The sequence below is a fragment of the Richelia intracellularis HH01 genome, assembly GCF_000350105.1.
GTDB classification, from domain to species: domain Bacteria; phylum Cyanobacteriota; class Cyanobacteriia; order Cyanobacteriales; family Nostocaceae; genus Richelia; species Richelia intracellularis.
Map to the genome: position 1 here is coordinate 16,244 of NZ_CAIY01000056.1, position 23,870 is coordinate 40,113.

Consider the following 23,870-nt stretch of genomic DNA (forward strand, 5'->3'; position numbering starts at 1 on the left):
CTAAACTCTCTCACTTTTTACCTGCATGGTAGGAACTGCGTACTAAAGGTCCTGAACTAACTTGGGAAAATCCCATTTTTTCTGCGATCAATCCTAGTTGTACAAATTCCTCAGGTGTCCAGTATTTTTGCACTGGTAAATGTCCTAGGCTGGGACGCATATACTGTCCAATTGTTAGGTAATTGCAATTTACCCGTCGTAAATCTGTCATGGTTTCTATAACTTCTTCTAAAATCTCCCCATGTCCTAACATCAGACCAGACTTGGTCGGAGTATAAGGGCTAATTTCCTTGACTATTTGCAATACCCATAAAGAACGGTCATATTTTGCCCCCCTACGCACTGATGGAGTTAAGCGGCGTACAGTTTCAATATTATGATTATAGCAAGTGGGCTTGGCCTCTAATATGTTCTTTATTCTTTGTCTTTGACTTACTTCATCTATATCAGCGCCACCCCAGAAGTCTGATGTTAGTACTTCAATTTTTGTTAAAGGGTTAAGTTGACGAATTGCTTCTATAGTTCTAACAAAATGGCTAGCACCTTTATCTGGAAGATCATCGCGTGCTACGGACGTAATAACCACATAACGCAATCCTAAGGTTTTGACTGCATCAGCAATTTTTTCTGGTTCTTCAAGATCTAAGGGCATTGGTGCATGGCCTTTATCTACTTGACAAAAAGCACAAGAACGGGTGCAAGTTGGCCCCATGAGAAGAAAAGTTGCCGTCTGGCTGGCATAACATTCTCCCCGATTAGGACATCGTCCTTCCTCACAAATAGTATGGATTCCGCGTTGTTTCACAATGCGTTGCACAGCAGAAATTTCATCAGCTCTGCCAATGGAACGACGTAACCATACAGGCATATTGGCAATTTCTGACCTCAATTTGGTTTGGGCTTGTTTGCTTACAGCCATAATATGTAAATTATCAATGATGGAATTTACTAAATTAGTTTATACTCTTTTCAAGCCTTATGTTTTGTAACAATTATTATGTAATCATTTTTTATACTGGGAGATTTTCCACTATATACTTCTATTTCTGTAATTAATGAGTTTTGATAACTAACACTCACGTGAAAATTGGGTGCGCATTTTAGCTTGTGTTCACAAGCAATTAAGGTAGCTGGTACGAGTATGGATGTAAAGATAATCACTGATATAAAATTTCACCATGTTCACTCATATTAAAAAGAAAACATAGCAAAATTAAAACGTGATAGTGTCTAGTATGATAATCTGGACATATGTAATACTTCATAACAAGTAGCATATTGGGCATAACTTATAATTAAACGAATAAGAGTACGAGATAGTAATTAATCAATGTTTTGTACCCTGGGAATTTTAATCTACAACCCTTTCACAAGAAGTGCTTACATGGGAATTGGGTTTATAGTAGGTTCTAAGGAATGATATGCTTAACCCGTGATTAGGATTGCTATTATGCTAGTAGTAGCATAATACTAATTACTTCTAAGGTAGACATTACGGATTTCCTTATGCAATGTATAGTGAATCGCCGCGCTAAATTTTCGGCAAGTCATAGGTATTGGCTACCGGAAATCAGTGAGTCAGAGAATCTTGAAAAATTTAGTGCTTGTTCTAAATATCCCGGCCATGGACATAATTATGTGTTATTTGTCTCTATGGCTGGGAAATTAAATGAATATGGTATGGTGCTCAATCTCTCTGATGTTAAGCATATAATTAAAAAGGAAATTACTAGTCAATTAGACTTTTCTTATTTAAATAATGTGTGGTCAGAATTCGAAGAGACTTTACCAACCACTGAAAACATTGCCAGAGTGATTTGGCAGCGTTTGGCTCCTCATTTACCTCTAGTTCGTGTGCGGTTGTTTGAAAGTTCAGAGCTTTGGACAGATTATATGGGAAATAGCATGGAATCCTACTTAACTATTAGTACCCACTTCAGTGCAGCCCATAGGTTGGCTTCTCCTTTGCTGAATGATGAGAAAAATGCAGAAATTTATGGTAAATGTTCTCGTCCTCATGGACATGGGCATAACTATCATCTGGAAGTGACTGTTAAGGGTGAAATAGATGAACGTACCGGCATGATTGTAGATTTAGGTACTTTGCATCAAGTAATTGAAAATTATGTAGTAGAGCTATTTGATCATACTTTTCTAAATAAGGATATTCTATTCTTTACTCAGGTCGTACCAACTGCTGAGAATATAGCTTTACATATTAGTAACTTGTTGCAACAGCCTATTCAAGAGTTAGGAATACAGCTTTACAAAGTCAAGTTAATTGAAAGCCCTAATAATTCCTGTGAAATATACTGCGATCAGCCAGTTCTAAGAGGAGTGCAGTTATAACCCTCTAAGATAAAACTCATGAGAGGAAACTATATATATTTATCTTTTTTTCCTCTTACCTCTGGAAATAATTCTGACCAGGTTCCAATTTTGTAATGCCGGCACTGAAAGTTTACAATCATTTTCCAGTTTTTTTTTGCAAGAAAAACTAAGATTAAATTCTCTTGAGTATTGAGGGGATTAAATGAGATATTCAGATTGATCAAAATTCTCCATGAAATACTCCACTTTACACTATATTCATTTGCATTCTGGCAATAACATATTTCTCTCAAAATAAAGTCTGCAGAATCCTCTACTCAAAAACTATGAACATAACACCTGAAGAAAAGCCATTAGGCTGCTGCATAATTATTATAGTGTAGGTTGATTGTGATTCATTTATTTTCATTGTTATTGCTGAGGGGCTTTACCTGAATATAGGTTGTCATTTATATAATTTTATGACTTTTTATGAATTTATAGCACTCACCCACTTGAGTCTGCATAAAGTTCAATAGTTCAGAGATATATCAATCGCAAACCTTGGCAATTATAGTGCGGTGACGGGGACTACTAGGAATGATAGTAGTATTAAATCCAGCTTCTGTTAATGCTTTTGTAATGTCTAAGGTAAAGTACTCGTCAATGTAAGGCTCCGTACTTTTTAATAGTGTTAAAATATAAGGAGGCATTTTCCTATATGCTTCTGCTTGAGGGTTCATATCCATGATTGTTAGATACCCACCTGGACGTAGCAAACGTCGTGCCTCTGCATAAATATATCTGGTTGCAGACTGTGGCAATTCGTGACAAATTAAAAACATTGATACTAAATCAAAGGTATTATTTGCAAGTCCAGTGGACTCCGCCGCAGCGTGAACCCAGTTAATACTGCCCTTACATTGTTGAGCACGATGATGTGCAACTGCTAAAAAGTAAGGCGATAAATCAAGACCTGTGATTTCTGCTTGGGGGTAAGTCATATGCAGAGCAAATGTACTTGTACCCACACCGCATCCTATGTCAATAATATTCCTTGGCGGCTCATGCATTTGCGCTTTTATAATGTCATGATAACCCTGACGCAATTTAGCATCTCCTTTTATACCTGCTTCCTTCCAAATTCTACTATGAACAGCTATGGCTGCAAATTCCACCTCCAAAGCTGCCTCCCAACAAAGATTAGACTTTTCGTAGGCATGAAAGGATGATTTGAGATAATAATTGGGGTAATATACATGGGGATCGTTCACTTTTACAAAGTCCTCTTCCCAACTTCGTTCTTTTAGCTTCTCCACTTCTTTAGTCCAGGGTAAACCGATTTTTTCGGCATGTTTGATAATCATTTTTCTAGCTTGGTACTTGGCGAAATTGGCAAGCGGTTTGATTGCCAAAATACTACTTACCAGTTGAGAAGTGATACCAGAAGTTTTTTTTAAAGTAGTCATATGGATTACCCAATTACCGTACGATTATCTCTTACAAACTTATAAGGTAACTATTATAGTAATAAACAACCAATTTAAGGTATAAGCAATCACAGCATAAATTTGTCTATAGTTATAATATTGACTTTGATACAACCACCCCTATTTTAATTTATCAATGCTAACACTAGTAAGATATGGATATTTATCTATTGGTTTTACAGTTGTTATTTGTATAGCTAGACAGATCAAAGTGGCTTCTGCCGCAGGCTTGTCAACTAACTTTATGCTCAAACAAAGGTAATCCATTACTATCTAGTCCTAGCGAGAGGGTAACTGCAGGTTGTTCAGTTGCATTGAAAGTATCACAAAGCGCAATCCAATGAATAATTTTGGCAAAGGTATCCTCTGAACTCAAATCAGCCCATTCACCTACTTTAAATAAGTGGGTATAAATATACAGGTAGCACCAATACATCTGTGTTATCGAGGAAAGCTATAATTTGTCTGCATACCACCGCAAGTATTCTTCTGCAGAGCCAACTCTTGACAGCAATGAATTCAAGGGCTGTAATATCTCCCCTGATAGACAGTTAGAAGCAACTCCTATTTACCATACTGTTTAAAAGGGTTGGAGCAAACCGCCAAAATTAGTACATTTTTCTTCTATATCATGTCCAAGCTCTGCTAACAAATTAATCATACTCAGAACAGCCTGCTTAGGAGTCGATTAAGCATTACCCAAGGGGTAAATACTAGTAGAATTGTCTGCTCCTGGGTACTACTGAGAAAAGAGGTTGTCGGATCTGATAGCCAGTATGAATCACCTTTAATATAACCGGATATCACATATAAACAAGGCTGCTGCACCAGGTAAACTTCTTGCTAAGGGGCTATTAACATTAACTGCCAAGCCGTTAATACTATCACCTGTATGAGCTTGGGAAACCCCACATCGGGAAGGTTTAATTCCAACTAAACCACAACAAGCAGCAGATCCGCAAATTACACCACCAGCAAAACCTTGAGCAATTAATTGAGCAGAAACCAGCATGTTGCTGCTCCAAAACTATAAACACCAGGAGTATATTCTAAATTCCATGAATTCCTAGCCGGTGGAAAACCCATGGGCTCAGTATAGGGATAAGATTCCCTATTCAGAGTTTGCAGTTTTACCTAAAATAATAAAACCTGCTGGCTTAATACGGTTTACTATACCATCATCAAAGTCAGGAATTTATTCAATAACCCCGAGTTACCAAAGGTAAAGGGACAATCAGCCACTGAGTTGAGGTCTTTAATGGAAATTGGCACACAAAAAAAATGGTGGCAATTCTTCCAAACAACCAGCAAGCATTTTTATTTTTGTTCTAGTACCAGTAATGTCAGTATCAGCTGTAACAGTGAAATAACTCCCCTAGAGATGTTTGAAGCGTTGAATCTCATCTGAGGCCTCCACTATTTTTAGAGGAGATACCTGACTGACGATCACGAACTAATCATACTTGTTCTAAGGCAGGGGTAAATGCTAAATCTTCTTGGTCCATGGCTCATTCAAAAAAGCATATCTAAATTTCCCGTCTTATTGGGAGATCTACTATAGTCGGCCTAGGTTCTCAAGCTTTGATTTTAAAGAGTAAAGTAAAAACTATTATATTAACTTGAGTCTATTCTTTTAATTATATGTTAGTGCTTTATTTTAGATTTCTAGTAAAATGGTCTTTACCAGCCATGTCTGCACTGCAAAACCATACTAGTAGCCAATAAAAAACTATATATGTGAGCATGAGCACAGTTATCAAAGCCGAACAAAAGGAAACATGGATTTTCTAGGGGAAGCTAACTGTATTGACTGTGAAACCTTTCTACTTTGATAGAACTTAATTAGAATAGACCCCCGAATATTTGGCTAATAAATGAATGATAGAAACTGGCGTAAGTGTAAGTCATAGTACAGAGAATTTAGCTTGTCTGGTTTTCGGAATTTTATACATAGAGTAAATCTATGATAAATATCAGAGAATGAAATGGTTTTCCCCCTAAATATCAAAAATATGGGCCTAACTTTTAGTTTTCAAGACTGTTTTATGTACTGGTTGTTTCTCAGCTAACTCTGATTTTGTACTCTAGAGGTAACAGCTAACTACCCTGTCTTCATCAAATTCAAGCCAAAGCAACGCACCCATGACCAACAAATAATTTACCTAATAATACAATATCTTTTTCTTATTCTATTTTTTATCCTCATATCTAATAATTATGAATCTTGCTAAATTCTCTTACCATGTTACTAAATCCTAACATTAATCCATAATACAGTTGATTTCTAGTACAAAAATACCTGCAAGAAGGAATAAACATCTTATGGCATATAGAAGTTGGGATTATACTCTTTAATCAAATGTTTTAAGCCCTAGTAACATTTTCACAATTATAGGGTGGGGAATTGGGTTTTACGTTTACCATACATGGTCCAACAATCCTACTTAATTAAGATTTCATCTGAAATTTTTAGCTAGGAGGTTTTTTGTAATATTAACTATCTGTAAATTAAATATGGGAAAACCCGGTTTGACCGGGCAGTTGAGCCGTTAATCGAATTTAGCACAGTTGGCCTATAGATATTTAGACAGGTATTTTACACATATTTGTAAACATTTACTGGTCAATACTACAAGTTAAAGGACAAGCTGCATAAATAGTTGATTGTACTTTTTCTGTCTCTCCATGCAGCCAGCTTAACCACTTAACCTCTCTAGGATGAATTCCTTTAGTTGTCAAAATTCCTGCTCCTATCAACACAGTCAAAAAATTTAATGATATTAAACCACCTGCTACTAATAAAACAGCACTCATTGGTATTAAAGACTCCAAAATAACAGTTAATAAGCAACCAACCGTAGCCATTAGGATAACTAAAGGGAAACCGACAACCAACAGACACACTGCCAGTGTAAAAGTCCAGATCAAAAAACTCTTTAACTGCAATAAGGAGTAGGTCTTGCCCACGTTAGATATTTGAGATAAAGGCATAATTAATTTCCCCCTAAAACTAACAACAATGATTGTAATTTGTAAACATCTCTATGATGCTGATTTGCATTAACATCAATGCTTAATGCTGTTAAGTATATAAAAACATGCTGAGAATATAAGCTTTTATTTAATAAAATTTACAGTTTATATCAAAAAAGCTTGAACTAATACCCTACAAATTACTGCAGGTGACTAACATAAATTCTACCTCTATCTAGAGAGGTATATACTAAAGATATTTAATTTTGAAAAGTATTAATATACTAAATATAAAGTTAGGTAAATCTGAAATCATTTCTGAAGAGAATTTTTCCAAATAATTGAAAAATTCAGTCATAAGTAGCTATGGTTATTAAGATAATTCATGAGTTACCAACTCTGAAGAAATCTAAAAACTTATGATCACCTGCAGTATCAATCATATTATTATTTTTATATCTAATTAAGATCAATAAAGCTAAAAAAGACTACTGAGAAACTGTCAACATAGATGCCAGAGACAAAAGAGCATATCTTTTCAGTATATTTAGAAGTAGGAAATGATAGTTACTGCTCTCAAAACTGTACATATGGGCTTTACTTGTATTAAGGGTAGAGATAACAGGTTACTTAGTCTTAAACCTCTCATACAAATACTTATGGTAAATAAGTTAAATTCTGCAATCCTTCTTGTCGACTATATTACTGTTGAAGAGTCAGTTAAGGATAGTAAATACAAGTTAAATAAATGATTTTATGCAACAAGCCAATTCTAGTGGTGTAACTACAATTCACTAATTCGCATTTAACTGATAATAGGAAAAGCAACTTAAACTGAGAGAATACCCTAGAAATACTTGTCAACTCTTGAAAAAATATTTAATCATCTGTATATAAATCTTATAACAGCATGTTAATTACTAATACTTTTTAAGTAATAAAACCACATTATAAGGGGTTTGCAAATGAAAATAGCATGAAGTATAATTTGCTTTTGGGCTTTTTCTAAACAGTCTAAATAAACAATATTGAAATAGTATTTTGGAATATTTTCTATATTTTTGTACTAGGCTATTACCTCTGCTATTGTTATGTTCTTATATAAAGCTTGTTTTGTAGGACTAAATTCAGATATATCAAAGTAGTCTCAATTATTTAAGGGTATTGCTGTATTTACCTCTAATAGGAATATTATTGATTGCACAAATACCAGTAAACATGATTTATGGCAATTCCACCACCTATATTCTGTTTTATAAAATCTATATTTGCCAGGGCATTTTTATGTCTCAATGACTTACTATTATAGCATAATAGACCACTTATTACATCACTATACTTAACACCTGCAAAATATGCATATTTTGCAGGTGTTAAGTATAGTGTCATCACATCAGATATCAAGTTATATTAAATACTATTGGTACCTGTAAATTTATATGAGCCAGAATCATTAGTATTTAGTTACAGTTATTAATAAAGTTCAGGGTTTATATTATGCCTGTTTTTATGGGATACTGTACTAAGTACAGATAGCATTTGAGAACTTTACATGACTTCCTAGAAAAGAATTTAGAATAGTCTTATACTCTAAAAGTAAGTAATTAAGGTTTTTGTATATGCTAACCAAGTTGGGGCAAACTATATATCTGCAACTCTTAATTTAGTTAGAGTCTGGCCCCACCCCATATATTGGATTCATATATTGGATTATTGGTAATTTAGACAATACTGATCAGCTTTTACAATTTTTGGGATTTTTGAGGGAGTGAGGAAGTTAGATAACGATAGAGTTCAGAATTATTTTCCCTAACTCTTAATTATTCTGTCTTAAATCAACCAGGTCAGGAAATACATTTTGTACTGCAGGGTTCAGTAAACAATGATTGTTTACATTTAACCCTTTAGCGAGAGCAGGATTTTCCTCTAGGGCTTTCATACCTTGGTTGGCTAATTGTACTATATAGGGTAAGGTGCTATTATTTAATGCCTGGGTTGCAGTCCAAGGCACAGCACCTGGCATGTTAGGAACACCATAGTGAATAACTCCTTCTTCTATGTATATAGGGTTGGTGTGAGAGGTGGGATGCAAGGTCTCAATACAGCCACCTTGATCTACTGCCACATCTACAATAACCGACCCGGGGAGCATCTGCTGGACTAATTTACGGGAAACTAGCGTGGGAGCTTTTAGGCCCGGTAATAAGACTGCTCCCACAAGTAAATCTGTGGATTTAACACTGTCTTCGATGTTAGCAGAATTACTGTATATCAATTGTACTCTTGAACCAAAAAGATTTTCCAGGTACGCTAATCTCTCCACATTGACATCTAAAATCTGAACCGTTGCACCCATTCCCACAGCTATTCTCGCTGCCTCTGTACCGACAACTCCACCACCCAGAATTACTACCTTTCCAGGTTTGACCCCTGGTATACCACCCAGAAGTATACCTTTTCCTCCTTGATGACTTTCTAGAAATCTAGCCCCAAATTGTACAGCTAAACGGCCTGCAATTATACTCATGGGTGTGAGTAATGGCAATTTGTTTGATCCTGGCTTCTCTACTGTTTCGTAAGCTAGTGCTGTAACTCCACAATCAATTAAATACTCGGCTAATTTCCTATCTGCTGCCAAATGTAGATATGTAAATATAATTTGTCCTTTTTTTAAAAACCGGTATTCCTGGCTGAGTGGTTCTTTAACTTTAATTACCAAATCTCTATCCCAGGCTGCTTCTGCAGTATAAACAATTGTCGCACCAGCCTTGTTATAATTTTCATTTGTAAAACCTGAACCATTTCCAGCTTGAGTTTCTACAAAAATAGCGTGCCCATTATCTTTGAGTACTCTTACACTGGAAGGACTTAAACCAACACGAAATTCTTTATCCTTAGTTTCTTTAGGAATACCGATTTCCATATTATATATTCCGTATATTTTACAATCATGAGCATCAATATTATGTCAGCATTCTCACATTTTTTAGTCTCATCTTTAATCCAAAATAGGAAAATTAGCTTTTTTATAGCCTCCTGTTTTTCAATTATAAGTTTGTATAGGGACTAATGATCTTGGTAATATTTGATGGTAGCTATAAGTAATTTAAGCATTTTCTTCTTCTCCCTGTCCTTTCTTTTCCCACAACAAGTTAAGCTGAACAGGAGCGTATCGCTTTTATATTAAATTACCTGGTCTTGTTAATTCAGGTATCTGCTGTTTGAGAAACCAGAATGCTAGATAAAATTTTTGAGTACCTACATTTCCATTTTAGTGTTGAGGCTCCTATAGTACTGTTGATTTTAATTCTCCTGGAAGCATTACTTTCTGCTGATAATGCAATCGCTTTAGCTGCTATTATTCAAGGCTTAAACGATAAAAAATTAGAAGAGAAAGCACTCAACTTTGGCCTGGTAGTAGCATATGTATTGCGTATTACCTTGCTATTAACTGCTACTTGGGTGGAAAAGTTTTGGCAATTCCAGCTAGTTGGAGCAGTATACTTACTTTGGCTAGTATGGCAACACTTTAATTCGGGAAATGGTAAAAACCATTCGGATAAATACCATAGCCTTCAGTTTAGTTCTTTACTAACAGTTATTCCTGTTATTGCCCTAACTGATTTGGCTTTTTCCTTGGATAGTGTTACTACCGCGATTGCCGTTTCCCAAGAGAGATGGTTGGTAATTACTGGAACTACAATTGGTGTTGTGACTCTTAGGTTTATGGCTGGTTTATTTATTCGGTGGTTAGATGAGTTTGAAAATCTAGAAAATGCAGGCTACGTTACTGTTGCATTGGTAGGTTTACGACTATTACTAAAAGTTGTAAATAATACATTTACACTTCCACAGTGGATTATGGTAACAGTTATCACTCTTATTCTGGCATGGGGTTTTTCCAAGCGTGCTAAGTCACACGTGGGTGAATTAGTTGTTTCCAAACCAGAGCCTGATACTAGTGTAAAGACTAGTATAAGTATGAGTGAGTAATTTATTAATAAGAACTTTCATCAGAATACTACAGGTATATCTAAATACATAATACATATAGTTTTTATAGCCAAATAAGAATTATAAACTACTGACAGGAGTAATAATAGTACAAGGATAAGAGATAAGATTTAGACAGTATAATTTTCTTATATGGATAAGTAATTACGCTTGTCTATGAAATTTACTTTATAGAAATTTTGTCGGGCAAAATAATAACTACGATGGAGACTGGGTTAAATAAACATTGTTATGTTACCATTATTCACAATACATTATTTTTGAAATAGTAGGCAATAGCAAGTGTTTAGATTCAATTTACCTGACTGGAGATTTATAATGGCAAAAAACTTTAGTTATCATAATTATAGGCCAAAACTTATTCTCATATTAAGTTAGAATATATTTTTTGTCTGAGCTACTATGGTTTATCCATTGAGAGGAATTGCAGAGCATTTCAGATTTTGTATAGAAGGTTATTAATTAAAATAGCAATAAGGAAATTAAATATACTCACGTTGCTATTTCAAGAAGTAAATTAAGCTCCCCCATGTAAGTGAATAAGAAGAGACTATGCCAACAATCTTTAGTCTCATAAGTGAAGACTTTTAAAACTATGCTTATGTTTTGATAGACTATATCATTGTAGCAGTCTATTAATTTGTTAAATTATTTTTTAGCTAAGCTATAAATACGATATTTAGGTTTTCTATATTGGCCTACTCTTTTCTTAATCAAACAATTTTATTACTAAAATGTTGTTAAAATAATATTACCATTTCAAGTAAAATATATTACCAAACATTTAGTTTATATTGGCAAAATTATCTATTTGTTTATTGATATATTCTAACTAATTGCAAGCATTACTATCCAATTTTTATTTGATAGTAATGCTTGATAACCTATTTAAATTTGCTAGTATTTATTGTCTTGTTCATTAGAATGTTATTATGACGATATTTTCACTTTTTTCTACAATTTTTTTTGAAGTCCAACTAGATTTTTAAGTCTTGAATTGTTCATTTGTAGGCTTCTATTGATCTATGCAATAGATAATATGTTGACAGCAATTAGTTGAATTTTTATATAGTTGTATTAATTGTTACCTTAATATTTGTATTATATAACATGCTAGCTTATTTATAAATAATATCGAATAAAGAATGATTAATACTGAAAAATAGTAATAGCTATCTGTCGAATTTTAGTAGGTTTTTCCAAACACTAGATTATTTTGTAATAATACCTTTTTTAATTGGGGAAAAGTTTTTTAAAAAAGTTAGATAAAAATAAATACATTTCCATAGGAGAAAACAAATGGGCGTAGTCTTAGTAGTAGGTGCAACTAGTATTTTAGGTAAATGTGTGGTGAGGAAGTTACAAGAACAGGTTTATCAAGTGCGATCAATAGTCAGAGATATCGATGAAGCTAGGAATATCTTAGGAAATGATGTTGATTTAGTAGTTGCAGATATAACTAAGCTTGAAACTTTAACATCTCTAGTGATGAGTAGCATTCAAGCAGTAATATACTGTACCTCTGTTAAAGCTGAACTAATTCTAGGAGATAGTCCTAATGAAGAAAAAAAATATCAAGGTGTAAATTTATATCAATCAGAAATTGTTAATAATACTCCGGAGGAATTTGAATATCAAGGCATAAGAAATTTGGTGGAAGCTGCTAGCCAATACTTACCAAAATCTGGCGATAAATTAATTTTTGATTTTACCCATCTATCTGCTGAAATTCATAAAGTATGGAGATCTGTAGATGATGTGGTGATGGGTGGTGTAAGTAAAAGCAATATTCAAGTTGTATCTAATGGTGTTTTATTTACGGGTAATATTTCTACAAAAAATTCTGGGGGTTTTGCTTCCATTAGAACTAGAAACTTCTCCCCTATCTTAGATTTATCTAAATATGAAGGTATAGACTTGCGAGTGAAAGGAGACGGTAAACGCTATAAATTTATCCTACGTGCAGAATCTAAATGGGATGGAATTGCTTATAGTTATTCCTTCGATACAGTCTGTAATATTTCGACTACGGTTCGTGTTCCCTTTGCTGATTTAGTACCTGTATTTCGTGCGAGAATAGCTCGTAACTGTCCATCAGTTGATACTAGCAATATCTATTCATTACAGTTGATGTTAAGTAAATTTGAATATGACGGACAATTAAATCCATATTTTGCTCCTGGTCATTTCAATCTACAAGTAGAATATATTAAAGCTTACGGAGCAAGCTTGCCACAATTTATTTTGGTTAGTCCTAGTGTTATATCTCGTCCTAATCTTTTAGGAGCTGATTTCAGCAAGGAGCCAACAGAAGTAAAATCAGATAGACAATTAGAGAGTATTTTTATATGGAGTTTAGAAGGAGAAAATACTTTAAGAAATAGCGGTATTCCCTATACAATTATTAGACCTTTTGCATTCTCAGATAAACAACAATATAACAAAGAATTAATTATTGATGAAGGGGATAATATCCAAGGGAGAATGCACGATGCTCATATAGCAGAATTATGTGTTGCTGCATTACAAGAAACTAAAGCTAGCAATATTATCTTTGATGTGAAAGAGTGTGACAAGTAAATTACATGAGTCGACTGGGTTTATTTGCTTTTTTAATAAAATTGTAAGATGTATTTAGATGTTCGAAATAATTATACATATTGAATTTTTTGACCCCATAGTTTTCACCATTTACACATTTTCGAACATGGAATTAAATCCTCCTTAGTCTGACTCCAAGATTTATATGCTTATCATCAGTGCACCTATACTTTATAGTTGATAAACTGTCCTCTAATAAAAAAGATTAGCATTATAAAACTGCAATCTATCAAAAGCTACCATGTTTTCAACATTATTAGGAATCATCAACGTATTTATACAAGGATATGTATTAACAATTTAAATATATATTACATTGATTAAGTAGTCACTCAAGAATGTAGTTGCTGTAAGACTTCCCATAAGCCTGATTTATGTCAGATAGTGTTGCAGAATATATAAGGTTAACATTAAACGTTATTAACTACCAACTTTTTATTTAGGTCTGCTATAAACCATATTTGCTAGTAAGTAAAAGCCTATAACTTATGAGTGATCATAAACGAGTTTACATTATTCTGGGTACTCGTCCAGAAGCAATTAAATTAGCCCCGGTAATTCAGGCATTCCAAAACTGTTCTAATTTAGATACCAAGATTATTTTAACAGGACAGCACCGAGAAATGGTGGAACAGGTAATGAAACTATTCAGCCTAGATGGTGATCTAAATTTGGAAATTATGCAGCATCATCAATCTTTAAGCAAAATTACTTGCCGCAGTTTACAGGGCTTGGAAAAGTTATTTGTAGAAAGTCATTCAGGTTTAGTTATTGTTCAAGGAGATACTACTACAGCATTTACTGCAGCTTTAGCTGCTTTTTATCACAGAATACCCATAGGCCATGTTGAAGCTGGTTTAAGAACAAATAATTTATTTAATCCTTTTCCTGAGGAAGTAAATCGTAGGCTAATTTCTCAAATGACTCAGTTACACTTTGCACCCACCCCCTTAGCAGTAGAGAATTTGAAGGAATCAGGTGTATTAGGAGAGATTCATTTAACAGGGAATACTATTATTGATGCTCTATTCAAAGTTGCAGCTACAGAGCCAGTTTGTAATGTTCCTGGTTTAGATTGGGAAAATTCTCGAGTACTATTAGCAACTGTACATAGACGGGAAAATTGGGGAAATGCATTACAGCAAATTGCTGAGGGTTTTCTGCAAATCTTAAATAAATTTCCAGATACAGCTTTACTATTACCATTACATCGTAATCCTACTGTGCGAGGACCATTGCAGGCATTACTAGGAAATACCCCGCGAATTTTTCTTACAGAACCTTTAAATTATGAAGAGTTAGTAGGAGCAATTACTAGATCATACCTTTTGCTAACCGATTCTGGGGGCCTACAAGAAGAAGCCCCCAGTTTAGGAAAACCAGTATTAGTTTTACGAGAAACAACTGAAAGACCAGAAGCAATAGTAGCCGGCACTGCAAAGTTAGTAGGGAATAAAGCAAATCAAATATTTGCGGCAGCATCGGAGTTACTTGGTGACTCCGATGCTTATGAGACTATGGCAAACGCTATCAATCCCTTTGGAGATGGTCATGCAGCTGAAAGAATATTGCAGATTGTACAAAACTACTTACTTATCTAGAAATTATAGAAATACTTTTTATCCAAGTAAAAGATGCCATGTTATACAACAAGGGTAATTGACATCAAGTATAATTTGGTTAATAACTAAGAGCTTTAATAACTATTTATAAAACCTTTCTTTGTTTTATAAACGAGTATGTTGGGCTATGTTAATTGCCTACATATGTCATGTGACTTATAGATAATCAAAACTAGTAATAATACCAAAAGATTCAGTGACACAGAATGAAACAAATTGTCTTGGGCTTACTTCTATTTTATGTCTGTAACATTGTTGAAAACACAGACTAAATATAGCGGTTATCTATCAATCAATTGGATCATGATTATAACAATTACATATGATTAATAGTCTCAATAAACTACATCTTAATCTTAAATATGATTAATTGAGTTTATCAGCGAACTAGTGACCACTGAATTGTTAGCAGTATTTAATTTTTCCCAGGGGAATAACATTTAATGAGGTGCTTTCATGGTTGAGATTGTGGTTGAAACATGAAAAGTGAATAAACAACATCCCGGCGAATGTTAACCATCATGTCCAGAAATAGTTCATATCCTTCGCTTTTATATTCAATTAATGGATCCTTTTGTCCATAACCACGTAATCCGACGGACTCCCGTAAGGCATCCATTTGTTGCAGATGTTCCCTCCATAGGGTATCAATACGTTGTAATATAAAAAAGCGTTCAGCCTGTCGCATGAGTCCAGGCTGGATTTCATCTACTTGTGCCTCTTTAATATCATAGGCTATTCGTGCCTGCTCATGCAAGAACTCTTTAATATCACTAACTGATGTATCTTCCAACTGATTAGATTGTATATCTTCCAGTAAATATATAAATTCTTTAACCTTGCCCACTAGCTTATCTAATTCCCATTCTTCCGAAGGTAAATCTGGATTTATATAAAAATCTACAATTTCATCCATGGTTTTTTCAGCATACCTAATCACTAGCTCCCTGAGTTCTTGGCCTTCAAGGACACGGCGACGTTCAGCGTAGATTGCACGACGTTGGTTGTTCATTACCTCATCATACTCAAATACCTGTTTACGGATATCATAATAGTAAGTCTCAACCTTCTTTTGTGCTCCTTCTAGGCTGCGGGTAAGCATCCCCGATTCGATGGGCATATCTTCTTCTACTCGGAAAGCATTCATTAACCCAGCAACACGATCACCACCAAAAATTCGTAATAGGTTATCTTCCAAACTCAGAAAAAACTTGGTGGAGCCAGGATCTCCTTGTCTCCCAGCCCGTCCTCGCAACTGATTATCTACCCGCCGGGATTCATGACGTTCTGTACCAACTACATGCAAGCCACCAAATTTAACTACTTCATCATGCTCGCTATTTGTGACTTGCTCATATTCAGTTTTTATTTTCTGATAAGCATCTCGTAGTATTGTAATAACCTTGTCATCAGTTGGAGCTTTCTCTGCTGCAACTGCTACTTTCTCTTCTGCTTCCAACTCTAATAAACTGCGTTCCCCATATTCTTGTATGGCAAAGTCTACTGCTGACTTAAGTAAATTTTCAGTGTCTGAGGTTAATTCAGTTGGAAATACCTTTGGTGATGTCTTCCAAAGGTTAACTTTATTCCCTACTGTAAATCCTTGACCACTATCATTTCCTTTTGGTAAACCTGATGCCTGTTGGCCCATAAAGGCATTATCATTTTCCGGCTGTACAATACGCGGTATAAGATATTGTCGTACTTTGAGGCGAGCCATATATTCAGCATTACCACCCAAAATAATATCTGTACCCCTACCAGCCATATTTGTAGCAATAGTTACAGCACCTCTTCGCCCTGCTTGGGCAACAATTTCTGCTTCCCTTTCCACATTTTCAGGTCTAGCATTTAGTAATTCATGTTGTATAGAGTCCTTTTTTAGCAGTTTACTGAGGTATTCGGATTTTTCCACGCTAGTAGTACCTACCAGTACAGGTCTACCATTTTTGTGCATTTGAGCACATTCTTTAGCAATTGCTTTCCATTTACCTTCTTCAGTTTTAAATACGACATCAGACCAGTCTTGTCTTCGTCTGATTCTATTTGTAGGAATTACGGTTACTTCTAGCTTATAAATTCTTTCAAATTCCGCCTCTTCGGTTTTAGCTGTACCTGTCATACCTGATATTTTGGGATATAACAAGAATAAGTTCTGATAAGTAATAGTAGCCAGAGTTTGAGTTTCCGGTTGAATTTCAACCCTTTCTTTGGCTTCAATAGCTTGGTGTAGCCCATCGCTCCACCGTCGTCCGGTCAACACTCTACCAGTAAATTCATCTACAATTACCACTTCATTATTACGAACAATATAATTCACATCCTTGATGAATAGTTCTTTAGCTTTAATTGCATTGAAAATAAAATGTGCCCAGGGGTTTTCCGGATCAAATAAATCTTTAACTTCTAATAATCTTTCCGCTTCAGCAAATCCCTCATCTGTTAATAAAACATTACGAGCCTTCTCATCAACTTCATAATGATTTTCCTTATTCAAGGCACTAGTAATTTGGGAAGCCTCAATGTATTTTTCAGTTGGTCTTTCAACTTGACCAGAGATAATTAATGGTGTGCGGGCTTCATCAATTAAAATAGAGTCTACTTCATCAATAACACAGTAATTGAATGGTTTTTGTACAACATCTGTCATGGATGTTGCCATATTATCCCGAAGATAGTCGAATCCAACCTCACTATTCGTAACATAAGTAATATCACAGTCATAATTTTTTTTCCGCTCTGCTGAATTCATTGTTGACTGAATTAGCCCTACGCTCAATCCTAAGAAGCGGTGTACTTGTCCCATCCACTCCGCATCACGACGGGCTAAGTAGTCATTGACAGTGATCACATGAACCCCTTTACCTGTGATTGCATTTAAATAACTTGGTAAAGTTGCAACTAGAGTTTTACCTTCACCAGTTTTCATCTCAGCAATTTGTCCGGTGTGTAGAATTGCTCCACCAATTATTTGCACATCAAAATGCCGCAGACCTAAAACACGCTTCCCTGCTTCTCTGACTACGGCGAAAGCCTCCGGTAAAATATCATCCAGAGTTTCTCCTTTATTAAATCTTTCTTTAAACTCCCCTGTTTTTCTCCTCAATTCATCATCTGATAAGTCTAAAATATCTTCTTCCAAAAGGTTAATTTCAGTGACGTAAGGTTTGTATTTTTTTAGCTTACGAGTGTTGGGATCGCCCAGTAAATTTCTTAGCATGGTTAATTATGGCAAAAAATTAAGGGTAATGAAAATTTTGTTTTTTATTGTAAATACTTAATTTTAATCAACACTTCTGCTGGTGAGCGATTGGGAATTAAAATACACATCCAATGCCTATTAGCTAATTAAAATAATTGAATTTAACTTCAGTTTTAGAATTAAGGCTTTAAATAATATTATCATCCTGCAACCCTATTGGGCATTAAACCCCAACCAGATAAAAGTAGTGATCGCCGTAAAATATTTCTTGACTTAAAGGTAAAGAAGTAAACAATCACAAGTGATAGTAATATCAGAGATTGCGGTAATTAGAAACTAAATCCCAATAATCTATGTTACTTTTTATATCTCCTTCCCAAGGTAAGAAAAAGAAAGGTTCCTATCACTAGGATCATAACTCATACAGTCATTAATCCAGATAGACAGAGGAAACTCTACTTAAAACTACAGTGCTTAAAAATGTAACTTATTATACCATTAGGACACATTTTCTCTTGTGAGTAGCGAGGATAATAAGGTTTAGATAGATATCACTATATTTGAAATGTTGTGTTTTTATTTAAAATTAGAATATTGCCCCATAACTACTGGATATGTAATGATGTAAACCTCCAATTTTGGATATGTGAAACCTTAGGATGGTAATTATGATAAATGAAATAGTCCTTAGTTTTGTATGCCATACTTGCATATCAGTTTTCCTAAAGTCATTGATAATTGACTGAGATTAAATCAAATGCCACAATTTGATTCCCCAGTAGGGATGTTAGCCTATACATGAGCAAATAACGAGAGAAAATATCTTACAGCAAAAATCTAAGCTGGGATTATTCACCAATTAATTTAACTGCTTTTTGCATTTATTAATGGTGATGATTCTTCCGAAGTCACCCTATGCTTTTTTGATTATCACCTTTTAGTAAACTTTGACATACACTGAAGATTTTCAATAGGTTTATGATCTTGCTGCCAATCACAAAACAATTGGCGAGGTAAGACTAAAATTTAAATGTAAGCCATAATCCCATAAAACAAAACTTCCATAAAAAAAACGACAAAATTGTACTTGGAATTTCCACCTTATTTCACTAATGTGTTTTTCTACGCAAAGGTACAACTTCTGCCTCACTGCTTTCTCTTGCTACACGAATAAGTAATGCAGCAGATACCAAACTGGAAATCATGGAACTTCCCCCATAACTAAACATTGGTAATGGCAAACCGGTAGTAGGCAAAGCTCCAGAGGCAACTGCAACATGAATTAGTGATTGTCCAACCATTAGAATGGTAATACCAATTGCAACTAATCCATGGGCAGATTTAGTTGCCTTGAGTGCAACCCTTAACCCAAGGGTTGCATAGCAAATAAACATTAACAATAAAACTATGCTACCAGCAAAGCCAAACTCTTCAGCAAATACAGAAAAAATAAAGTCAGTGTCCTGAATCGGTAAATACAATAGTTTTTGTTGGGAAAAGCCAAAACCAGAACCTAAAGTACCCCCTGAACCTACAGCAAGTAAACTTTGAATTAATTGATAACCATTGGTTGTTGGATCAGCCCAAGGATTAATAAATGACATAATTCGTCTACGTTGATACTCTTTCACACTTATACTGAATAATGCCAAAAACATTCCTCCCAAAGCAGTTCCTCCTAAATACTTGTAGGGTAATCCTGCAGCAAGAGCAATAAGCCAAAGGGTCATTCCACACAAGGCTGTAGTACTTAAATTTGGTTGTGCTAGAATTCCCAAGATAATTAGGCAAAAAACAGAAAGCCAGGCGAAAATCAATCTCCAGTTGAGTTTATCCCACTGAGAGAAAAGTCTGGCACTTTGTAGAACCAAGAAAGGTTTAACTAATTCTGATGGTTGAATTGGTATTGGTCCCAGATTTATCCAACGAGATGCCCCTAAAGCTCTTGCACCTAGTCCTGGTATCAAAGTTGCCAAAATCAAACCCAATAATATAAATATAAACCAATGAGAGGAACGTAAAATTAAACGTAGGGATAAGTTAACGATAAGTTGGAAAAATATGATTCCAACAGATGCCCACATTAATTGACGTTTAAAATAGTAAAGCCCATCATGTTGGCGACCATCAGCAACAGCATAAGAAGCAGAAAATAGTACAATTAAACCCACACATAACCAAACAAAGGTTAGCCAGTGTAATAACCTTGCTTCTATTGACCAATTTGATACTGATTTGTCGAAAAATGGGATTAAACGGCGTAGATTCACAATGGATATAAATTAATAAATTAGGTGTTATTTTTTCACGAACCTTGAACATACCAAAGTTAAAAAACCCATTATTCTATGGTAGGAAAAAGGTAATTGTCAATAGTTTAACAGAATAGACTGAGGCGGTTTATTTTTTATTAAGTAATAATATTAGAACCAAGATAGGCAAATACAATCGTCAACACTGGATGTTGGTTAGGAAACACTTAATGTTTCCCAAATTTTTATCTTGGTTAACTTAGGGTTAATTCAGTGGTCATTGAATTAACCCCTAATCGTATCCATATTCTTTCTTTTTAACAAAGTAAATACTTTTGCATCTATCACATGTAATAATGATGGTAAATACCTTTTTTAAAACCAATCCAAGTTATAATATTCCTAAATATGTACTCAACAATTGACAATTTTAAGAATTATCCGCGAAAAAGCACCAAATCTCCCGTGATGAGAATTAATATCTACTCTGTTTAATTGGGAATAATATAAACTTAATTTGGTGCAAATTTAACATTATGAAATTAGGTAAACCTAAAGTAGTGTAACTATTTAAAACCGCTTATAAATCTATCGACATTTTATACTTTGTCCGAGTTAATATCTAAAAATTATGTTGGTTATATTAGCCATAATTTAAATAGTGGAAAATACAAAAAATCTCTTATACTTTTGATGATAACTCACACTTGTAGAATAATTCCTAGTTTCCTATTATAACAACTCAAATTATGCTCCACACCTCAAGACTGCTGTAGTAATATACAGCTATTTTATCTATTCCTAAAAAATATTTGGATAATACAACGAGAATGAATCATCACTAATTTCATGAAAGCCGCTCCCCATGATTACCATCTGCCTAGATTATTTTCAGGAAGGTTTACCAGTATTAATAGTTCTGATAATACTATTTTTATTATCAGAACTATTAATACTGGAATGTAACCTGTCTTAGGCTTTCCATTTAGTTTTATCTTTTTCCTATTATTGAAACCTAAATTATGACTTGCTGATTCTGAACTTTTAATACTTTTAGCATTCAGCCCTAAGTTTAATCATTAAGAATAATAACGAAATCTAAGCAAGGCCACATCTTGAAGTCATTTAGTAAATATCCATATATGATGTGGTACGGGAAAAATCTTCACAAAAAGTTTCCTATCTTAATCCTTTCAGCAACATATAGCTAGTTGAATTGATGACCAAATAGTATATCCATTTCATATATACAATCCTAGCTTTTAGTTTAGGAATCAGATTCTTGGTAAGTTTACATGATAACTAGTCAAATTTCTGATGTGAATCCCAATTATATGAATCATAAGCATATTATTTGATATTTATTTGAAGTATCTATGAATTAACCTATTAGATATTTCATAATATTATTTACTTTATAAACATGTCCTAAATAAAAATATTAAATTAGGTATTTAGATACCAATCAAATAATTAATTAGTTAACAACGAAAAAGACAAAAATGATATTAGTTCAAACTATGAAATTAGTTTCTTCTCCCAAAGAAGCTTGCCAACTACGGGCATCGTAATAAAGGTCTGCCAAAGTAATTTTATACAAAGACTCTTTTAGTTTTTGGTACAATCTTCGCCAAAGGCAATCTGTTACCCAATCTTCCACCTGTAATTGTTCGCCTGTCAAATGAGGAAGGTAAGTAATTGTCTCCCCCACAGCTTCTAAAATTTCTCCAAGAGTAATTTGTTTTGGTTCCCGCGTAAGTTTATATCCACCAAGACTTCCACGAACTGATTTTACTAGTCCAGCCCTACGTATCTCCATTAATATTTTTTCCAAATAGGCTGCAGAAATATCTTGACGTTTAGCAATTTCTCTGACGGATGCAGGACCATATTTTGGTTGCAAACTTAGATCTAGCAAAGCCTTTACACCGTAATGTCCTTTTGCTGTTAGTTTCATAGTTGATCTAAATTTCCCTTATTTACATAGTTAGCAGTTAACAGCAAAAAAATAGAAAAGTTTTGATTTTAGTTTTCCTTTTTCTACTTTATATTCTATTATCCATTCATATTCCTGTAAGTAAATTTTTGGCAATTTAATAAATATAATGCTTCAACCATGATTGACTACTACCATAGCTACATCATAAGTGCTTCTAGCAAATATATATAGTCCTCACTATCTCAGTTTTACTATCTGGAACATTGTGTAAATTCAGTTGATATTTATCAAAAATTCATCTGATTGTAATATACTTAAGCAGTAGCTTTGATAAAGACGAAAGGACTAATGCTCCTCCCAAGAATTTATCAGCTAAAACAAAAACAATTCCAACACTTCAACCATTCATCTTCTATCTATATTGATGGCTAAACAGAAAAAATTTAAACCTCTAATCGGTGAAGAACTACTCACAAAAGTCAAAGAGTTAGAGAACCTAAGCAAAGAAGAAAAAGCAAAAGAGTGCGGCTACTCTACCGTCACAAAAAACGGAATAGAACGAGTCAATATGATGAAGTTCTTAAATGCTCTCATTGATGCAGAAGGTATTCAGTTAGATAGTAGTCCTAGCCTGAATGGTCATGGTGGGCGTAGTGCCAGTTACAGGATAAGTGTACAATCAAATGGCAACCTGCTGATTGGTTCTGCCTACACAAAACAAATGAATCTTCAACCAGGAGATGAGTTTGTTATCACTCTGGGGAAAAAACATATTCGCTTAAAACAAGTAGATACGGAAGATGAAAGCGTAGAAGCTACAGCTTAAATATAAACTATTATTGGTACATAATTATCTGCCATTACCTTACTCATAAATAAAATTGTGGGACTGAAATCCCCACAATTTTATTTGTGATGAGTAACAAGCTAATCTTATCAATTAAGTATTCAAGGCCTGTCAGTATTAATATCCTTACATTTAGTTGGTTCAAATAGAAACCATAGGCAAAAATTGATATTTTGTGTTTTATCTAGTGCTCATAAGTTATTTTGTAATAAATGTAATAATTACAAGCCTTGGCTTCTTGATACAACCAAAATTTCTAGATTATCTCGTTGAAGATATTTCAAGAAGAGTGTGCATATCTAAATCAAATAACTAGATAGCAAAATATTGAGGCCTTTAAAGGCTATAACATATAAGATAATAACTCTAATTATTAATAAATTTACAATAACTGTAACAGCCCAAAAACAAAATAATAAAACTATAAGAAAATTAAATAGACTCAAGATAATTAGGAATTTATACAGAAAATAATAACTTTTGGCATAGTTAAATAGTTACCGACATTTATTATAATGAAGAAAGAGAAATAGTTTTTATTAGAAAATAACTAATAATTAAAGTTGAGGCTTTATAGCTTATATTTATTTACTGAAGTCTAAATAGAAAAGTTAAAAAAA

Annotated in this window: 13 protein-coding genes and 1 pseudogene; 5 read left to right on the plus strand and 9 right to left on the minus strand. The window is 34.1% G+C overall.

The annotated features are described in order from the left end of the window. Positions 1-10: 10 nt before the first annotated feature. Complete coding sequence (lipA, locus tag RINTHH_RS07045; protein WP_044304835.1) at positions 11-919, minus strand: lipoyl synthase; 909 nt, start codon at positions 917-919, stop codon at positions 11-13. Positions 920-1,506: 587 nt separating this feature from the next. Between lipA and RINTHH_RS07050 the strand changes: the two genes are divergently transcribed. Then, positions 1,507-2,349 (plus strand): 6-carboxytetrahydropterin synthase, encoded by an 843-nt coding sequence (locus RINTHH_RS07050; protein WP_008234721.1) that lies wholly within the window; start codon positions 1,507-1,509, stop codon positions 2,347-2,349. Positions 2,350-2,861: 512 nt separating this feature from the next. Here RINTHH_RS07050 and RINTHH_RS07060 read toward each other — a convergent pair. From RINTHH_RS07060 to ald, 5 genes and pseudogenes are all read right to left on the minus strand, one after another. Continuing rightward, complete coding sequence (locus RINTHH_RS07060) at positions 2,862-3,779, minus strand: class I SAM-dependent methyltransferase (RefSeq protein ID WP_008234722.1); 918 nt, start codon at positions 3,777-3,779, stop codon at positions 2,862-2,864. Between the two features lie 141 nt (positions 3,780-3,920). Beyond that, a pseudogene (locus RINTHH_RS07065) lies at positions 3,921-5,305 on the minus strand (amidase). Positions 5,306-6,416: 1,111 nt separating this feature from the next. Further along, the gene (locus tag RINTHH_RS07070) at positions 6,417-6,791 is read right to left on the minus strand and encodes a hypothetical protein (RefSeq protein WP_044304837.1); all 375 of its coding nucleotides are present in this window, start codon (positions 6,789-6,791) and stop codon (positions 6,417-6,419) included. Positions 6,792-7,964: 1,173 nt separating this feature from the next. Then, a complete protein-coding gene (locus tag RINTHH_RS07080; RefSeq protein ID WP_008234728.1) occupies positions 7,965-8,162 on the minus strand; it encodes a hypothetical protein in 198 nt (65 codons plus the stop codon). A gap of 427 nt (positions 8,163-8,589) precedes the next feature. After that, a complete protein-coding gene (gene ald, locus RINTHH_RS07085) occupies positions 8,590-9,696 on the minus strand; it encodes an alanine dehydrogenase (protein ID WP_008234729.1) in 1,107 nt (368 codons plus the stop codon). Between the two features lie 311 nt (positions 9,697-10,007). On the opposite strand from ald, the gene RINTHH_RS07090 reads away from it, so the two are divergent. The 3 genes from RINTHH_RS07090 (at position 10,008) to wecB (ending at position 14,989) form a co-directional block, all read left to right on the plus strand. Next, on the plus strand, positions 10,008-10,766 hold the full coding sequence (locus RINTHH_RS07090; protein WP_008234730.1) for a TerC family protein: 759 nt from the start codon (positions 10,008-10,010) through the stop codon (positions 10,764-10,766). Positions 10,767-12,086: 1,320 nt separating this feature from the next. Next, the gene (locus RINTHH_RS07095) at positions 12,087-13,367 is read left to right on the plus strand and encodes a CIA30 family protein (protein WP_008234731.1); all 1,281 of its coding nucleotides are present in this window, start codon (positions 12,087-12,089) and stop codon (positions 13,365-13,367) included. Between the two features lie 509 nt (positions 13,368-13,876). Next, complete coding sequence (gene wecB, locus RINTHH_RS07100) at positions 13,877-14,989, plus strand: non-hydrolyzing UDP-N-acetylglucosamine 2-epimerase (protein WP_008234732.1); 1,113 nt, start codon at positions 13,877-13,879, stop codon at positions 14,987-14,989. 475 nt (positions 14,990-15,464) lie between these two features. Here the strand turns inward: wecB and secA are convergent, their stop codons facing one another. The 3 genes from secA to RINTHH_RS07115 all read right to left on the minus strand — a co-directional run bounded on the left by secA (position 15,465) and on the right by RINTHH_RS07115 (position 22,421). Beyond that, positions 15,465-18,230: a preprotein translocase subunit SecA gene (secA, locus tag RINTHH_RS07105; RefSeq protein WP_044304839.1), complete on the minus strand. Its 2,766-nt coding sequence runs from the start codon at positions 18,228-18,230 to the stop codon at positions 15,465-15,467. A 1,091-nt stretch (positions 18,231-19,321) separates the two neighbouring features. Continuing rightward, entirely contained in the window at positions 19,322-20,482 is a 1,161-nt protein-coding gene (locus RINTHH_RS07110; RefSeq protein WP_008234743.1) for an FtsW/RodA/SpoVE family cell cycle protein, read from the minus strand. 1,495 nt (positions 20,483-21,977) lie between these two features. Next, on the minus strand, positions 21,978-22,421 hold the full coding sequence (locus tag RINTHH_RS07115) for an RrF2 family transcriptional regulator (RefSeq protein ID WP_008234746.1): 444 nt from the start codon (positions 22,419-22,421) through the stop codon (positions 21,978-21,980). A gap of 406 nt (positions 22,422-22,827) precedes the next feature. Here RINTHH_RS07115 and RINTHH_RS07120 point away from each other — a divergent pair, with 406 nt between their 5' ends. Continuing rightward, on the plus strand, positions 22,828-23,229 hold the full coding sequence (locus tag RINTHH_RS07120) for an AbrB family transcriptional regulator (protein ID WP_044304840.1): 402 nt from the start codon (positions 22,828-22,830) through the stop codon (positions 23,227-23,229). Positions 23,230-23,870 lie beyond the last annotated feature (641 nt).

Bases quoted from the DNA above. Each gene is read 5' to 3' on its own strand.
- lipA (WP_044304835.1), bottom strand. From the start codon at position 919: ATGGCTGTAAGCAAACAAGCCCAAACCAAATTGAGGTCAGAAATTGCC.
- secA (WP_044304839.1), bottom strand. From the start codon at position 18,230: ATGCTAAGAAATTTACTGGGCGATCCCAACACTCGTAAGCTAAAAAAA.
- wecB (WP_008234732.1), top strand. From the start codon at position 13,877: ATGAGTGATCATAAACGAGTTTACATTATTCTGGGTACTCGTCCAGAA.
- RINTHH_RS07120 (WP_044304840.1), top strand. From the start codon at position 22,828: ATGGCTAAACAGAAAAAATTTAAACCTCTAATCGGTGAAGAACTACTC.
- RINTHH_RS07070 (WP_044304837.1), bottom strand. From the start codon at position 6,791: ATGCCTTTATCTCAAATATCTAACGTGGGCAAGACCTACTCCTTATTG.
- RINTHH_RS07080 (WP_008234728.1), bottom strand. From the start codon at position 8,162: ATGACACTATACTTAACACCTGCAAAATATGCATATTTTGCAGGTGTT.
- RINTHH_RS07090 (WP_008234730.1), top strand. From the start codon at position 10,008: ATGCTAGATAAAATTTTTGAGTACCTACATTTCCATTTTAGTGTTGAG.
- RINTHH_RS07115 (WP_008234746.1), bottom strand. From the start codon at position 22,421: ATGAAACTAACAGCAAAAGGACATTACGGTGTAAAGGCTTTGCTAGAT.
- RINTHH_RS07095 (WP_008234731.1), top strand. From the start codon at position 12,087: ATGGGCGTAGTCTTAGTAGTAGGTGCAACTAGTATTTTAGGTAAATGT.
- RINTHH_RS07050 (WP_008234721.1), top strand. From the start codon at position 1,507: ATGCAATGTATAGTGAATCGCCGCGCTAAATTTTCGGCAAGTCATAGG.
- ald (WP_008234729.1), bottom strand. From the start codon at position 9,696: ATGGAAATCGGTATTCCTAAAGAAACTAAGGATAAAGAATTTCGTGTT.
- RINTHH_RS07060 (WP_008234722.1), bottom strand. From the start codon at position 3,779: ATGACTACTTTAAAAAAAACTTCTGGTATCACTTCTCAACTGGTAAGT.